Source organism: Noviherbaspirillum humi (assembly GCF_900188095.1).
Taxonomy (GTDB): Bacteria; Pseudomonadota; Gammaproteobacteria; order Burkholderiales; family Burkholderiaceae_D; genus Noviherbaspirillum; species Noviherbaspirillum humi.
In genome coordinates this window covers 104,301-117,670 of the sequence record NZ_FZOT01000006.1, presented here as the reverse complement: position 1 = coordinate 117,670, position 13,370 = coordinate 104,301, and the positions used below count along the sequence as shown (strand labels likewise).

Annotated in this window: 11 protein-coding genes; 4 read left to right on the top strand and 7 right to left on the bottom strand. The window is 63.7% G+C overall.

Annotated elements, in window-relative coordinates; all coding sequences use genetic code 11:
* Positions 1 to 143: 143 nt before the first annotated feature.
* Both tsf and rpsB read right to left on the bottom strand, forming a co-directional pair.
* On the bottom strand, positions 144 to 1,028 hold the full coding sequence (tsf, locus tag CHB88_RS11580; RefSeq protein WP_089399483.1) for a translation elongation factor Ts: 885 nt from the start codon (positions 1,026 to 1,028) through the stop codon (positions 144 to 146).
* A gap of 127 nt (positions 1,029 to 1,155) precedes the next feature.
* Positions 1,156 to 1,905 carry a 30S ribosomal protein S2 gene (gene rpsB / locus CHB88_RS11575; protein ID WP_089399482.1) on the bottom strand — a complete coding sequence of 250 codons (750 nt, stop codon included), beginning with the start codon at positions 1,903 to 1,905 and terminating at the stop codon, positions 1,156 to 1,158.
* Between the two features lie 269 nt (positions 1,906 to 2,174).
* On the opposite strand from rpsB, the gene map reads away from it, so the two are divergent.
* The 3 genes from map to CHB88_RS11560 are packed head-to-tail and all read left to right on the top strand — an operon-like array spanning position 2,175 to position 6,374.
* Positions 2,175 to 3,008, top strand: coding sequence for a type I methionyl aminopeptidase (gene map / locus CHB88_RS11570; RefSeq protein ID WP_089399481.1), 834 nt, complete (start codon positions 2,175 to 2,177; stop codon positions 3,006 to 3,008).
* A 14-nt stretch (positions 3,009 to 3,022) separates the two neighbouring features.
* Positions 3,023 to 5,575: a [protein-PII] uridylyltransferase gene (locus CHB88_RS11565; RefSeq protein WP_089399480.1), complete on the top strand. Its 2,553-nt coding sequence runs from the start codon at positions 3,023 to 3,025 to the stop codon at positions 5,573 to 5,575.
* A 52-nt stretch (positions 5,576 to 5,627) separates the two neighbouring features.
* Positions 5,628 to 6,374 (top strand): pseudouridine synthase, encoded by a 747-nt coding sequence (locus CHB88_RS11560; protein WP_089399479.1) that lies wholly within the window; start codon positions 5,628 to 5,630, stop codon positions 6,372 to 6,374.
* A gap of 10 nt (positions 6,375 to 6,384) precedes the next feature.
* Here CHB88_RS11560 and kefC read toward each other — a convergent pair whose 3' ends face one another.
* The 5 genes from kefC to CHB88_RS11535 are packed head-to-tail and all read right to left on the bottom strand — an operon-like array spanning position 6,385 to position 12,576.
* Entirely contained in the window at positions 6,385 to 8,181 is a 1,797-nt protein-coding gene (kefC, locus tag CHB88_RS11555) for a glutathione-regulated potassium-efflux system protein KefC (protein ID WP_089399590.1), read from the bottom strand.
* Complete coding sequence (kefF, locus tag CHB88_RS11550; RefSeq protein WP_089399478.1) at positions 8,171 to 8,767, bottom strand: glutathione-regulated potassium-efflux system oxidoreductase KefF; 597 nt, start codon at positions 8,765 to 8,767, stop codon at positions 8,171 to 8,173. The genes kefC and kefF overlap by 11 nt, the downstream gene beginning before the upstream one ends.
* Before the next feature lie 47 nt (positions 8,768 to 8,814).
* On the bottom strand, positions 8,815 to 9,351 hold the full coding sequence (gene def, locus CHB88_RS11545) for a peptide deformylase (protein WP_089399477.1): 537 nt from the start codon (positions 9,349 to 9,351) through the stop codon (positions 8,815 to 8,817).
* 37 nt (positions 9,352 to 9,388) lie between these two features.
* On the bottom strand, positions 9,389 to 11,461 hold the full coding sequence (gene ligA / locus CHB88_RS11540; RefSeq protein WP_176442422.1) for an NAD-dependent DNA ligase LigA: 2,073 nt from the start codon (positions 11,459 to 11,461) through the stop codon (positions 9,389 to 9,391).
* A gap of 5 nt (positions 11,462 to 11,466) precedes the next feature.
* The gene (locus CHB88_RS11535; protein ID WP_089399475.1) at positions 11,467 to 12,576 is read right to left on the bottom strand and encodes a cell division protein ZipA C-terminal FtsZ-binding domain-containing protein; all 1,110 of its coding nucleotides are present in this window, start codon (positions 12,574 to 12,576) and stop codon (positions 11,467 to 11,469) included.
* A 490-nt stretch (positions 12,577 to 13,066) separates the two neighbouring features.
* On the opposite strand from CHB88_RS11535, the gene CHB88_RS11530 reads away from it, so the two are divergent.
* Positions 13,067 to 13,348, top strand: a complete 282-nt coding sequence (locus CHB88_RS11530; protein ID WP_089399474.1) for a hypothetical protein — start codon at positions 13,067 to 13,069, stop codon at positions 13,346 to 13,348.
* The last annotated feature ends 22 nt before the right edge of the window (positions 13,349 to 13,370 follow it).

Sequence of the window (13,370 nt, the reverse complement as noted above, 5' to 3'; positions counted from 1 at the left end):
CGCTTGACGGAGCGTAAGGCCCGGAACACGCACAAGCGTAGGCAGCAACGCCAGGCGCAGGCGACATGCTTGCTGCGCTTCGCCGCCGCCGAAACGCCGGCGGGTAAAGAAACGGGCCTTGCGGCCCGTTGTTTGCTTCTGCCTTATGCCTGCTTCTTGGCGGCAGCGACCTGCGCCGCTACTTCGGCCGCGAAGTCGTCCTGCTTCTTCTCGATGCCTTCGCCCACCACGAACATGGTGAAGGACTTCACCGTCGTATTGGCAGCCTTGAGCATCTGTTCCACGGTCTGCTTGTCGTTCTTGACGAAAGGCTGGTTGAACAGCGATACCTCTTTCAGGTATTTCTGCACGGTGCCTTCGACCATCTTGGCAACGATGTCGGCCGGCTTGCCGGATTCGGCAGCCTTCTGGGAAGCGATGGAACGCTCCTTCTCGATGAGGTCGGCCGGCACTTCGGCGGCGGACAATGCCACCGGCTTCATCGCGGCGATGTGCATCGCCACGTCCTTGGCGACCTGCTCGTCGGCGCCTTCGTATTCGACGATGACGCCGATGCGGGAACCGTGCACGTAGGAAGTCAGCTTGCCGGCGGTTTCATAGCGCTTGAAGCGGCGGATCGACATGTTTTCGCCGATCTTGCCGACCAGGGCGGAGCGAACTTCATCCACGGTCTTGTCTTCGAGCGGCAGGGCCGACAGGGCAGCCACGTCAGCCGGGTTGTTCTCGGCGACCAGACGGGCGCAGGTGTTGGCCAAGCCGATGAAGTCGTCGTTCTTGGTGACGAAGTCGGTTTCGCAGTTGACTTCGATCAGGGCGCCGACATTGCCGGAAATGCAAGCCGCGACCACGCCTTCAGCCGCGATTCGGGACGCGGCCTTGGAAGCCTTGCTGCCCAGCTTGACACGGAGGATCTCCTCAGCGCGAGCCATATCGCCTTCAGCCTCGGTCAGGGCTTTCTTGCACTCCATCATCGGCGCGTCGGTCTTCGCGCGCAGTTCGCCTACCATCGCTGCGGTAATTGCCGCCATGTCATTCTCCTAATTCAGTAGTTTCCCCACGGGGAAATCAAGGTAACGGTATTTGCCTGTCAAAAAAAAGGGGCCACACACGTTGCCCCTTTTTGATGCCTGACTTCAATATCAGGCGCCTCGGCGATTAAGCCTGCTCGCTGACTTCGACGAACTCGTCGGAACCGCCCTTGACGGCTTCGACCAGGTCGTTAGTGGCGTTGGCGCGGCCTTCCAGGATCGCGTCGGCGACGCCGCGGGCGTACAGCGCGATGGCCTTGGAGGAGTCGTCATTGCCCGGGATGACGTAGGTGACGCCGTCCGGGGAGTGGTTGGTATCGACCACGCCGATGACCGGGATGCCCAGCTTAGCGGCTTCGGTGATGGCGCCCTTGTGGTAGCCGACGTCGATGACGAAGATGGCGTCCGGAATGCCGCCCATGTCCTTGATGCCGCCGATGGACTTCTGCAGCTTCTCGATCTCGCGCTGGAACATCAGCGCTTCCTTTTTGCTCATCTTTTCCAGAGAGCCTTCCTCGATTGCGGCTTCCATATCCTTCAGGCGCTTGATCGAGGTCTTGATGGTCTTGAAGTTTGTGAGCATGCCGCCGAGCCAGCGCTGGTCGACGAAAGGCATGCCGGCGCGCTGGGCTTCAGCCGCGATCAGATCGCGAGCCTGGCGCTTGGTGCCAACGAAGAGGATGGTGCCGCGGTTGGCGGCCAGTTGGCGGATATACTTCATCGCCTCCTGGTACATCGACAGCGTCTTTTCCAGGTTGACGATATGGATCTTGTTGCGATGGCCGAAAATGAAGGGGGCCATCTTGGGGTTCCAGAAGCGGGTCTGGTGGCCGAAATGGACACCGGCTTCCAGCATTTCGCGCATGGTTACGGACATGTTTCTCTCCAGGGTTAGGTCTTGAATCCGTTCGGCTACCGAGCTCTCGGCTTCGGCACCCTTGGCGAGCGGATTCGCGATTTACAAAATAGTCACTTGAATCGGTTTCAAGCTAACCCATGATTCTACTCGATTCCGGACAATTTGATCAAGCCGGCGCGGCCCCTCCGGCGGCGCGCTTTGCCGGGCTCGACTATAATTGAACCTTTACGGCAAGCTCTGTGAAAAGCGTTGCCGTTATCAATCCATCACGCGTTCAGGCTTGCATCATGGCAAACATTTCCATCAAAACCGAAGAAGACATCAAGGGCATGCGCATCGCCGGCCGCCTCGCGGCCGAGGTGCTGGACTACATCGAGCCCTTCGTCAAGCCTGGCGTCACCACCGGCGAACTGGATCGTCTCTGCCATGAGTACATGGTGAAAGTACAGGATTCGATTCCGGCGCCGCTGAACTACTGCCCGCCCGGATACACGCCTTTCCCGAAAGCCATCTGCACGTCGGTCAACGACGTGGTCTGCCATGGCATCCCGGGCGACAAGGTGCTCAAGAACGGCGACGTGGTGAACATCGACATCACCATCATCAAGAATGGCTACCACGGCGACACCAGCCGCATGTTCTTCGTCGGCGAGCCCTCGATCCTTGCCAAGCGCCTTTCCGAGATCACTTATGAATGCATGTGGCTCGGCATTGCCAAGATCAAGCCGGGCGCCCACCTCGGCGATATCGGCTATGTGATCCAGCAGCATGCGGAAAAGGCCGGCTACAGCGTGGTGAGGGAGTTTTGCGGCCACGGCATCGGCAAGGTGTTCCACGAAGAACCCCAAGTGCTGCACTACGGCCGTCCCGGCACGCTCGACAAACTGGCTGCCGGCATGATCTTCACCGTCGAGCCGATGATCAATGCCGGCCGCCGCGAAATCCGCGAAATGGGCGATGGTTGGACCATCAAGACCAAGGATCGCAGCCTGTCCGCGCAATGGGAGCACACCGTTCTCGTCACCGAAACCGGCTTCGAAGTGCTCACCGTGTCGCCGAAGATGCCGCCGCCGCCCGCCTTCATCCAGCAGACCGCCGCTACGCCGGCTGCCGCCGCCTGAGCGCCTTTCACCGCATGGCAACGCTTGCGCTCGCGCTCAAGGAAAAGCTGAAGTCCGAGCGTCAGGCGATCATCGATGCCTACCGCGAGGACAACCGTCCCGAAAAGCTGCTTTCCGGCCTGTGCCATGCGGTGGATGGCATCCTGCTGCAAGCTTCCGAGCAAATCGGCCTGCCGGCCGAAGCGGCACTGGTGGCGGTGGGCGGCTACGGCCGCGGGGAGCTGTTCCCCTACTCCGATGTCGACGTTCTGATCCTGCTCCCCGGCGCGCCGGAGGGCGAGAGCAAGGAAAGGCTGGAAGAGCTGGTCCAGCTGTTCTGGGACATCGGCCTGGAGATCGGCCACAGCATACGCACCGTCGATGAATGCCTGACCGAATCCGCCGCCGACATCACCGTTCAGACCAGTCTGCTCGAAGCCCGGCTGCTGGCCGGCAACCGCGACCTGTTCAACCAGCTGCGCAAGCGCTTCATGGCCGCCATGGATGCCCGCGCCTTCTTCCAGGCCAAGATTCTGGAGCTGCGCCAGCGTCACATCAAGTACGAGGATACGCCCTACAGCCTGGAGCCGAACTGCAAGGAAAGCCCCGGCGGACTGCGCGATCTGCAGGTGATCCTGTGGGTGTCGAAGGCGGCGGAACTCGGCAATTCCTGGCGCAAGCTTGGCGAGCGCGGCCTGATTACCAGCACGGAAGCCCGGCAGCTGACGCAAAAGGAACGCGCACTGAAGGACATCCGCATTCGCCTGCACCTGATCGCCGGCCGCCGGGAGGACCGCCTGGTGTTCGACTTGCAAACCCAGGTGGCCGAATCCTTCGGCTTCGTCAGCAGCGAGACGCGCCGCGCCAGCGAATACCTGATGCAGCATTACTACTGGTCGGCGAAGGCGGTGACCCAGCTCAACACCATTCTGCTGCAGAACATCGAGGCCCATCTCTTCCCGCGCCCGGTCGAATCGCAGCCGATCAATGAGCGATTCAATGCCGTCAACGACCTGATTGACATCGCCGGCGACGACGTCTTCGAGAACCATCCGTCGGCAATGCTGGAAGTGTTCCTGCTCATCGCCCGCCATCGCGAACTGCGCGGCATGACCGCCCGCACCCTGCGCGCCCTCTGGCATGCGCGGGTTCGCATCAACGAAACCTTCCGCCGCAATCCGGAAAACCGCAAGCTGTTCCTCGACATCATCCAGGCGCCGGAAGGCATCACCCATGCGCTGCGCGGAATGAACCAGACCAGCATCCTCGGCCGCTACCTGCCGAACTTCCGGCGCATCGTCGGCCAGATGCAGCACGACCTGTTCCATGTCTACACGGTGGACCAGCACATCCTGATGGTGGTGCGCAATGTTCGCCGCTTCACCATGAGCGAGCATGCGCATGAGTATCCGTTCTGCAGCCAGCTCATGGCCAATTTCGGCAAGCCCTGGCTGCTCTACACCGCCGCACTGTTCCATGACATCGCCAAGGGGCGAGGCGGCGACCACTCGGAACTCGGCATGGGCGACGCCCGCCGTTTCTGCCGCGACCACGGTTTCTCGCAGGAAGATACCGAGCTGATCGTGTTCCTGGTTCAGCATCACCTCACCATGTCGCATGTGGCGCAGAAACAGGATTTGTCCGACCCGGACGTGATCCGGCATTTCGCCGGGGTGGTGAAAGACGAGCGCCATCTCACGGCGCTCTACCTCTTGACCGTGGCCGATATCCGCGGCACCAGCCCGAAGGTGTGGAACGCCTGGAAAGGCAAGCTGCTGGAAGACCTGTATCGCATGACCCTGCGGGTGCTGGGCGGCGAAGATCCCTCCACCGAGCACGAGCTCGCCGAACGCCAGCAGCATGCCCTGAAGACGCTTCGCCTGTACGGCTTGCCGGAGAATGCGCACCAGAAGCTGTGGCAGCAGCTCGACGTGGCTTATTTCCTGCGGCACGAAGCCGGCGACATCGCCTGGCAGACGCGCAGCCTCTATCACCGGGTCGACAGCCAGGAGCCGGTGGTCAAGGCGAGGCTGGCGCCAATCGGCGAAGGCGTGCAGGTTACAGTCTACGTCAAGGACCAGCCTGATCTGTTCGCCCGCATCTGCAGCTACTTCGACCGAAAGAACTTCAGCATCCTCGACGCCAAGATCCATACCACCCGCCATGGCTACGCGCTCGATACCTTCCTGGTGCAGGCGCCGGTGTTCGCCAACAGCTACCGCGACATCATCAGCCTGATCGAGCATGAACTCTCCACCCTGCTCAAGAGCCAGGATGCGCTGCCTGCGCCGACAAAGGCGCGGCTGTCGCGGCTGTCGCGCAGCTTCCCGGTGACGCCCACGGTGGATTTGCGGCCGGACGAGCGGGGACAGCATTATCTGCTCTCGGTCACCGCCAACGACCGCAACGGCCTGCTGTACTCGATCGCCAACGTGCTGGCGAAATACCGCATCAATCTGCACACCGCCAAGATCATGACCCTGGGCGAACGCGTCGAGGACGTGTTCCTGGTGGATGGGCCGCTACTGCACAACCCGCGCAGCCAGATCCAGCTCGAAACCGACCTCCTTGAAGCGCTGCGCATCTAGCGCCGTACGCCCTGCTCCGAATTCCGTTTCACGCCACGAAAAACGCATCGCCATGACCGAACCCGTCCGCCTGTCCAAACGCATGTCCGAACTCGGCCTCTGCTCCCGCCGCGAGGCCGATGAATGGATCGCCCGCGGCTGGGTGCGGGTCGACGGCAAGGTGGTGTCCGAACTCGGCAGCAAGGTCCTGCCGCACCAGCGCGTCACGGTGGAACGGCAGGCGGCGGCGGAGCAGGCGCGGCGCGTCACGGTGCTGCTGCACAAGCCGATCGGCTATGTCAGCGGCCAGGCCGAAGACGGGTACCAGCCTGCCGTCGTGCTGATCACGCCGGACCGCCGTTGGACCGAAGACAAAACGTCCACCCAGTTCCATCCAAGCCAGCTGCGCAGCCTCGTGCCCGCCGGCCGCCTCGACATCGACTCCAATGGCCTGCTGGTGCTGACTCAAGACGGGCGCATCGCCAAGCAGCTCATCGGCGAGGATTCGGGCATCGAGAAAGAATATCTGGTGCGGGTGAAGTACACCAAGCCGGGCCGCCTTCCCGAAGCGGACCTGAAGCTGCTGAACCATGGACTGAGTCTGGATGGCAAGAAGCTGCGTCCGGCAAAGGTACGCTGGCAGAACGAGGATCAGCTCAGCTTCATCCTGAAGGAAGGAAAGAAACGCCAGATCCGCCGCATGTGCGAGGCAGTCGGCCTCAAGGTGCTGGGGCTGAAGCGCATCCGCATTGGCCGCGTCACGCTCGGCAATCTGCCGCAGGGACAGTGGCGCTACCTCGGGCCTGACGAAAGCTTCTGATTCGGCGCGGTTACCAGCCTTCGCCCTGCTCCGACTGCAGCGCTTCGACGTCGCGGGCGAACATGGCTTCCAGTTCCTCCCTTGCCTGCACCGAAAGCGACACGAACTGCTGCTGGTCACGGTAATACGGGTAGACCGCTTCCAGGGTCTTGATGTTGTGATCGCGGAATTTCATCGCCGCCTCGCGCGCCTGGTAGGCACCATAGCCCACTTCCTGCAGCGCCTGCCGCCCCAGCCGTAGCGCCGACTCGAAGGTTTCGCGCTCGATCACGGTGACGCCGCGGTCCATCAGATCGTAGTAGTGGGTAACGTTGCGCGCCCGCGCAAGGATCTTCAGCCCCGGAAACGCTTCCTTCGCCGCATCCACCAGCTTCAGGCTGTCCTCGATGCTGTCGATCGCGACCACCAGCGCCCTCGCCTGCTTCGCGCCGGCGGTGGCCAGCAGGTCGGCGCGGGTGGCATCTCCGTAGAACACCTTGAAGCCGAATCGGCGCAGCAGGTCGATCTGGTCCGGGTCATGATCGAGCACCGTGACGCCGATGCGGTTGGCATGCAGCAGTCGGCCGATGATCTGCCCGAAGCGGCCAAAGCCGGCGATGATGACCGGATTCTCTTCCTCGATGCGGTCGGCAGCGCGCTTGCGGGCAGCCCGGAAACGCGGCGCGATCAGCTTGTCGTACGCCAGCATCAGAAGCGGCGTCGACACCATGGAAAGCGCCACCACGACCATCAGCAACGATGCGGTATCGGCGGAAAACACCCGTGCCGTTGCCGCCGCACCGAACACCACGAAGGCGAATTCGCCGCCTTGAGAAAGCAGAAAGGCGAAGAACAGGCGCTGGTCGCCGGCAATGCCGAAACGCCGGCCGAGGAACGCCAGGATGCCGATCTTGATGACCAGGAAGGCGGCAACGAGACCCGCCACCAGCAGCGGCTGGTGCAGCAGGACGCCGAAGTCGATCGACATGCCGACGGCGATGAAAAACAAGCCGAGCAGCAATCCCTTGAAGGGTTCGAGATCGGTCTCCAACGCATGGCGATACTCTGAATCCGCCAACAGCACGCCGGCCAGGAAGGTGCCGAGTGCCATCGACAAACCCACCATCTGCATCAGCAGGCCGATACCGATCACCATCGCCAGCGCCAGCGCGGTGAAGATTTCGCGCATGCCGGTGCGGGCGATGAGGCGGAACAGCGGCCGCATCAGGAAGCGGCCGGCGAGCACCAGCACGGCAATCACCAGCAAAGCCTTGCCGGCCGCCATCCAGGCCGGTTCGCCGTCATCCGCCGCGGCAACGCCGAGCATGGGCACGATGGCGATCATCGGGATCGCGGCGATGTCCTGGAACAGCAGGATGGAAAAGCCGGCGGCGCCGGCCGGCGTCGCCATCAGATGGCGCTCTTCCAGGGTGGCCAAAGCGATGGCGGTGGAGGACAGCGACAAGCCGAGGCCGGCGATCAGCGCCACCTTCCACGGCACGCCGAACACCAGCGCCGCGGCCGCGAGCGCAGCGCTCACCAGCCCCACCTGGGCGCCGCCCCAGCCGAAGATGGAGCGGCGCAGCGCCCACAAGCGCGTCGGCTCCAGTTCCAGCCCGATCAGGAAGAGCAGCAGCACCACGCCGAATTCCGAGAAGTGCAGAATGCTTTCGACCTCGCTGATCAGTCCGAGCCCCCAGGGACCAATCGCGATGCCCGCGATCAGATAGCCCAGTACCGCACCCAGGCCCAGCCGTTTGGCGACGGGAACGGCGACGACAGCCGCCGCGAGGTAGAGCAAGGCATTCAGCAGCAGCTTATTTTCCATGGCCATCCTCCCTGGCGGTAATCGGCAAACCGTGGCCAGACCACGATGGATAGCTTGCGAGCCGGTCGCGGAAAGCGCCCGCCTGCCGGGCCAGTTCAGCGTCCGACGCCTGCCCGACGCCGTGCAGCACCAGCGGCGGCAGCCAGTTCATGCCGCACAGCCTGGCCGTCTGCTCGAACGGCGGCAGGTAGGTTTCGAAGGGATGGCCGTGGTGGCCGTTCTCCTGGTACGCATCCTCGCTGCCGCCGGTGGTCACCACCATCCAGCAATCCTTGTCCCGAAGCGCGTTGCCGCCTTCTCCGTAAGCCCATCCATGCTCATACACCGCGTCCACCCACTCTTTGAGCAGCGCAGGCATGCTGTACCAGCGGATAGGATGCTGGAACACCACGAGGTCGGCGGCGGCGAGCAACTCCTGTTCGGCTGGGACGTCGATATGGAAGTCGGGATAGGTTTCGTAGAGATCGTGCACCCTGACGTTCGGCAGCGAAGCGGCGGCTTCGCGCAGCAGCCGGTTGGCGCGCGAGCGATGCGGCGTCGGGTGGGCGAAGATCAGGAGTATGCGCGGGTCGGTGGTCGGGCTCATAACGGGTCGGCGTGGCCCGGCCGTCATCTGCGGCCCGGCGAAAGAGGCTAATCGTCGCTGGCGGGATCGAGTTCGGGGAACAGGATATCGACGAATCCGAATCGGGAGAAATCCTTGACCCGCATCGGATACAGGATGCCGGCCAGATGGTCGCATTCATGCTGCACCACGCGCGCGTGGAAGCCATCGACCTCGCGGTCGATAGTCTTGCCGTGCTGGTCGAGGCCCTGGTAGCGCAGGCGCTTCCAGCGCGGCACCACGCCGCGCAGTCCCGGCACCGACAGGCAACCTTCCCAGCCCTCTTCCATCTCCTCGCCGAGCGGCGTCAGCACCGGGTTGATGAGCACCGTTTCCGGCACAGGCGGAGCGTCGGGATAGCGGGCATTCTTGCCGAAGCCGAAGATCACCAGCTGCTTGTCCACGCCGATTTGCGGTGCGGCCAGACCGGCGCCGTTGGCCGCATGCATGGTGTCGAACATGTCGGCGATCAACGCCTCCAGCGCCGGCGTGCCGAACTCCGTCACCGGCTGCGCCTGGCGCAGCAGGCGCGGGTCGCCCATGCGCAGAATTTCCCTTACCGCCATCTCATTCTCCTGCCTGCGGCGCCCTGCTGGAGCGCCGTCATTGGGTTTCGAGCAAACGCTTCAGTCCATCCTCGTCCAGGATGGGCACGCCGAGATCCTGGGCCTTGGCCAGCTTGTTGCCGGCCTCTTCCCCGGCGACGACGTAACTGGTCTTCTTCGACACCGATCCGGCCACCTTGCCGCCGGCGGACTCGATCATGGCGGCCGCTTCGTCGCGGGTAAGCGTCGGCAGCGTGCCGGTCAGCACGAAAGTCTTGCCCAGCAGCGGCCGCGGCTTGTTCTCGCCGACCGCGTTCTCGGCCCAGTGGATGCCGGCGGCGCGCAGCTGCGCGATCAATTCCTGGTTCAGCGGATCGTCGAGGAAGCTCCTGATCGATGCCGCCACTACCGGGCCGATGTCCGCCACTTCGAGCAGCTCCGCTTCGGAGGCCTGCAGCAGGCGGTCGAGGCTGCCGAAATGCGCAGCCAGCTCCTTGGCCGTGGCCTCGCCCACGTGCCGGATCCCAAGCGCGTAGATGAAGCGCGCCAGCGTAGTGGACTTCGACTTCTCGATGGCATTGACCACGTTTTGAGCCGATTTGGCGGCCATGCGATCCAGTTCGCTGAGCGCCGTCAGGCCGAGCTTGTACAGGTCGGCGGCGGTGGTGATGACCTGCTTTTCAACCAGCTGGTCGACCAGCTGATCGCCCAGGCCTTCGATGTCCATCGCCCGCCGAGAAACAAAATGCAGCAGGCCGCCCTTGCGCTGGGCCGGGCATTTCACCCAGCCGCCGGAGCAGCGCGCCACCGCCTCATCCTCCGGCTTGACGATGGGCGAGCTGCAGATCGGGCACAGGGCCGGCATGACGAAGGGGCGAACGTCAGCCGGCCGGAGTTCCGGAACGTAGCTCACCACTTCCGGGATAACGTCGCCGGCGCGGCGCACGATGACGGTGTCGCCGATCTGGATATCCTTGCGCCGCACTTCATCCTCGTTGTGCAGCGTGGCGTTGGTGACGGTGACGCCGCCGACCGAGACCGGCGCCAGCCTTGCCACCGGCGTGATGGCGCCGGTGCGGCCGACCTGCACGCCGATATCCTGCACCACCGTCATCGCTTCTTCCGCCGGAAACTTGTGGGCGATGGCGAAACGCGGCGCGCGCGACACGAAGCCGAGCGCCTGCTGCTGGTCGAGCCTGTTCACCTTGTACACCACGCCGTCGATTTCGTACGGCAGGCTCTTGCGGCGCTGGCCGATGTCGCGGAAAAAACCGAGCAGGCCGGATGCGCCCTTCACCACGGCGCGTTCACGGCACACCGGCAGGCCGAGCTCGGCATACCAGTCGAGCAGCGCCGAATGCGTAGGCGGCAGCGACGCACCTTCCAGCACGCCGATGCCGTAAGCGAAAAAGCGCAGCGTGCGCTGCGCGGTGATGCGCGGGTCGAGCTGGCGCAGGCTGCCGGCGGCGGCATTGCGCGGGTTGGCGAATTCCTTCTGGCCGGCGTCGCGCTGGCGCGCGTTGAGCTTGGCGAAATCGGCCTTGAACATCAATACTTCGCCGCGCACGTCGAGCACCGCAGGATGCGCTGATCCATGCAGGCGCAGCGGGATGGCCTTCACCGTGCGGATGTTGGCGGTGACGTTTTCCCCGGTCACGCCGTCGCCGCGGGTGGCGGCCTGGGTCAGCAAGCCGTTCTCGTAGCGCAGGCTGATGGCAAGGCCGTCGAACTTGAGCTCGGTCGAGTACTCCGCCTCGGCAATGTCAGCCAGCCCTTCGCGTACCCGGCGGTCGAAGTTGTCGATGTCCTCGTCGTCGAAGCCGTTGTTAAGCGAGAGCATCGGCACCGCATGGCGCACCTGCTCGAATTGGGGCAGCGGCTTGCCGCCGACGCGCTGGGTGGGGGAGTCTGCTGTCAGGAGGTCGGGATGGGCCTGCTCCAGCGCTACCAGTTCGCGGAACAGCTTGTCGTACTCGGCGTCCGGAATGGTCGGATTGTCGAGCACATAGTAGGCGTGGCTGTGACGGTTGATCTCGGCACGAAGCCAGTCGGCGCGCGTCTGCCAGTTCTCGAGACCGGATACGTCAACGGCGCCGTCCTGGGTCGCGGCGGATGAGATTTCGCTTGACATGGCGGTCAGCTGAAAAGGCGCTGCGCGCGCGGCGAGCCGGCCGGAATGCCGGAAGACTCCATGTGCTCGTAGAAGCTGCGGACCTGCTCCGCGATCTCGGCGAGCGCGCCCTCAGCCAGGGGCTGGCCGCCGTCGTCGACGACGGTGCCATCGAGGCGGTTGGCCAGCATGCGGGCGCAGGCGGTCATGGCGCCGAAGCCATCGAAGGACGGGGCGACGCGCGGCACATCCAGCAGCAGCGTCAGCAGCGACGTGGTTTCGGCCGCGAGCGTAACATTGGTGGAGACGGAAAACAGCACGCCGCCGTCGCCGTCCGGCATCACCAGCCGGCCGTCCGGACGCAGGTCGAAGCCCTGCCGCTCCAGCGCCGCCAGCAGCGTGTTGATGGCCCAGGGCGCGCCGTTGGAACGCACGTTCACGCTCAGCTGCGCATCGTGTTCGCTGACGAACTGGTGCAGGCCGCGGGCATGCTCCATTACCCGCGTCATGTCAGGCACCTCGATTTCGGCGTCGATGTCGTCGGTAACCTGGCGCAGCATGGCGATGAACTCGGAATACTCGATTTCATTGAGCGGCTTGGAGCGGTTGGCGATCTGCAAACCCACCTGCAGCGCATGATAGACGCCGCCATGGGCGACTTCTTCCCAACTGCCATCCTCGCGCTGGCCGATATAGTGCACCGGCTTGTTGCCGACATGGCGCAGCGCCTGGATCTTGCCGAGCACGCGCTCGCCGCGCACCGGGGAGCTGAGGGAAATCGGAATCAGGCAATCGATCATGTCGTCGATCGGCAGCTCCTTCTCGAACGCTACCGGCGGAACGATGGGGCTTTCAGCGGCGTCATCCGCCGACGATTCGTGAGACGGCGCTTCATGTGCGGGCTGCGCCGGTTCGGCCGATTGATCCGCATTGGCGGGTTCCAGGCCGGGTTCCTGACGGGCGGCGGAATGCGCATCGATCTGCGGTTCCACCCGCATCAGCACATCTTCATGCTCGGAAGCGAAGGCGCGCTCGACGGTTTTTCTGGCTTTGTACTCCTGCCACTTGTTATAGCTAATGACGCCAACAACGATAGTGCCGCCAATCGCCATCAGACTCATCTGAAGGTCGGTCATGCGTGTGCGTCCTGTTGTGAGGGGGAAGGGTTGCCGGCGCGCTGGCGCCGAGGATAGACAGAGGATGACCGGGAAACGGATTGAATCATTTACAAGTTCCAGTGAATCGTCGGCGCGCCAGTCAGCGTTCCGGGGCTGGCTGCCCGCACGGACGCCTCGGCGGCGCCGACACGAGGGAGTCAGGGTAGTGTCGGCCGGTAAGCTTGTCAAGCAATACAGTTTTTTCATTGCCTGGCGCTCGAAAAGCACTTTCTTCCGCCCGGAAAGACGGCGGGTCGAGAACGCGCAATACGGCGCAAGCACCTAGTTGACGGCGGTCAATACTTGACGGATGGCACGGCCAATAGAATAGGAACCGTTGCCTCGCCTTAACTTCCGGATGCCGATGCAGGAGTGGACGAAGCATGATAGGGAAGCGCGGCCGCCATCCCAAGACACCTTTCTGATCACGGAGACCCGCATGCACAGAAATCTGAGAGAAAGCCTAGCGATGTCCCAGACAGTCAAGATTCCGAGCGACATCTCCCCGCGCGGCGCTCGCCTCGCCCGCAGCCACACCGCGTCCGGCGGCATGCAGGAATTGAAGCTGCCGGAGCTGGCCGGCCTGGCATTTGCGCCGCTGGTGCGCTACCTGCACAACTGGTGGATGCAGCGCGCCGAGCGCCATTACCTGATCTGCGCCGACGTCGAGTTGCAGCGCGCCCGTGAAGCCCAGCAGAACGTCGCTTACTACCAGAAACGCGCCGCCCTGGCCCGCGCTGCCCGGCACTGAGCGTATCCAAGAACGCACTGGG

Excerpts from the sequence above, each read along its gene's own strand:
- tsf (WP_089399483.1), bottom strand. The coding sequence starts at position 1,028 with ATGGCGGCAATTACCGCAGCGATGGTAGGCGAACTGCGCGCGAAGACC.
- rpsB (WP_089399482.1), bottom strand. The coding sequence starts at position 1,905 with ATGTCCGTAACCATGCGCGAAATGCTGGAAGCCGGTGTCCATTTCGGC.
- map (WP_089399481.1), top strand. The coding sequence starts at position 2,175 with ATGGCAAACATTTCCATCAAAACCGAAGAAGACATCAAGGGCATGCGC.
- CHB88_RS11565 (WP_089399480.1), top strand. The coding sequence starts at position 3,023 with ATGGCAACGCTTGCGCTCGCGCTCAAGGAAAAGCTGAAGTCCGAGCGT.
- CHB88_RS11560 (WP_089399479.1), top strand. The coding sequence starts at position 5,628 with ATGACCGAACCCGTCCGCCTGTCCAAACGCATGTCCGAACTCGGCCTC.
- kefC (WP_089399590.1), bottom strand. The coding sequence starts at position 8,181 with ATGGAAAATAAGCTGCTGCTGAATGCCTTGCTCTACCTCGCGGCGGCT.
- kefF (WP_089399478.1), bottom strand. The coding sequence starts at position 8,767 with ATGAGCCCGACCACCGACCCGCGCATACTCCTGATCTTCGCCCACCCG.
- def (WP_089399477.1), bottom strand. The coding sequence starts at position 9,351 with ATGGCGGTAAGGGAAATTCTGCGCATGGGCGACCCGCGCCTGCTGCGC.
- ligA (WP_176442422.1), bottom strand. The coding sequence starts at position 11,461 with ATGTCAAGCGAAATCTCATCCGCCGCGACCCAGGACGGCGCCGTTGAC.
- CHB88_RS11535 (WP_089399475.1), bottom strand. The coding sequence starts at position 12,576 with ATGACCGACCTTCAGATGAGTCTGATGGCGATTGGCGGCACTATCGTT.
- CHB88_RS11530 (WP_089399474.1), top strand. The coding sequence starts at position 13,067 with ATGTCCCAGACAGTCAAGATTCCGAGCGACATCTCCCCGCGCGGCGCT.